The 1,332-nt window shown below is 25.2% G+C and carries 3 protein-coding genes; all 3 read right to left on the bottom strand.

Going from position 1 to position 1,332, the window contains the following annotated elements; translation table 11 throughout:
* Positions 1-19 precede the first annotated feature (19 nt).
* On the bottom strand, positions 20-463 hold the full coding sequence (locus tag B2671_RS05105; RefSeq protein ID WP_035135877.1) for a MarR family winged helix-turn-helix transcriptional regulator: 444 nt from the start codon (positions 461-463) through the stop codon (positions 20-22).
* A gap of 185 nt (positions 464-648) precedes the next feature.
* The gene (locus tag B2671_RS05110) at positions 649-897 is read right to left on the bottom strand and encodes an AbrB/MazE/SpoVT family DNA-binding domain-containing protein (RefSeq protein WP_035135880.1); all 249 of its coding nucleotides are present in this window, start codon (positions 895-897) and stop codon (positions 649-651) included.
* 217 nt (positions 898-1,114) lie between these two features.
* The coding region (locus B2671_RS05115) for a DUF520 family protein (protein WP_346869451.1) at positions 1,115-1,332 on the bottom strand (218 nt) is incomplete at its 5' end.

Here is a 1,332-nt window from a genome sequence, read left to right on the forward strand (position 1 = left end):
TACTTCAGCATTTTTTATACTATTTACCTTCTGTATAAGCATGTTCTAGTATATCTAAATATTCAGTAAAACTATCTTTGTCTTCTTTAGAAACGTTTTCTAAGGAATAATCGAGAAATTTACATCTTTCCATAATTACTGCTTCTAATATGTTATGTCCCTTTTCTAAACCTTCTATTCTAACTATTCGTCTATCTTTTGAATCTCTAACTCTCTTGACAAGATCCTTACTTTCCATTCTATCAACTAAATCAGTGATGGTGCTAGGGGCTTGATACAGTTTATTGCTAAGTTCACTAATGGTTACTTCTTTATGATTTACTATAATTTGTAAAGCTTCAAATTGTGCAGGAGTAATATCATAATCTTCTAATATAGTTCTTCCTTTTTTCTTTATATAAAAGCATACTCTTCTTAATAGTTTCTCTATTTTTTCTATTTGCGGATCTTCATAAATTTTCAAAAAATCACTCCTAATTTATATTATAAAAAACATTAAAGTTTATTATACTTCTGTGCTATTATACACTTTTTTTTGAATATAGTCAATTAATTACAATTCAATGATAAAATTCAATAAAAAACAGCATCTTGAATTAAAATCAAAATGCTGTTTTGATATTTTTAAATTAGTTATGTAAGAATATATTATTCTTGCATTTTAGCAATACTATCAAGACATTCTTCACAAATATTTTTACCTTTGTAGTTTTTAACGTCTCTAGCATTACCACAGAATAAACATGCTGGCTCATATTTTTTTAATATGATTTGATCTCTATCTACATAAATTTCTAAAGCATCTTTTATCTCGATGTCTAAAGTTCTTCTTAACTCTATTGGAATTACTATTCTTCCTAATTCGTCTACTTTTCTTACTATACCTGTTGATTTCATAATATTTTCCTCCTAAATGTTTGTTATTTATTTTTTCATAAGTATAAGTGGGATTATATATAACTATTATATATAACTATTGTAATTTGTATACATTATTAAATTATCCAATTCTCATTAAATTATACATTAATAGTTAATATATATCTATTATAACTTATTCTTTTAAATTTTAACAGAGATTTTTTGCATTTGTCATATTTTACAAATATAAAGTTTATCTATAGTTAGTAAATTGTACATCTATACCATAGTCTTTAGATTTTAAGAGCTGCATTGTTTCTTGTAAATCATCCTTATTCTTTCCAGATATCCTTAATTGATCATCCATAATTTGAGGCTGAACTTTTATTTTACTAGCCTTGATATCTGCCACCATAGCCTTAGCTTTCTCAGTAGAGATACCTTTTATTAATTTACAAGTAACTTTAGCTG

Origin of the sequence: Clostridium sp. UBA5119, assembly GCF_002414285.1 — a bacterium.
GTDB classification, from domain to species: domain Bacteria; phylum Bacillota; class Clostridia; order Clostridiales; family Clostridiaceae; genus Clostridium_J; species Clostridium_J sulfidigenes.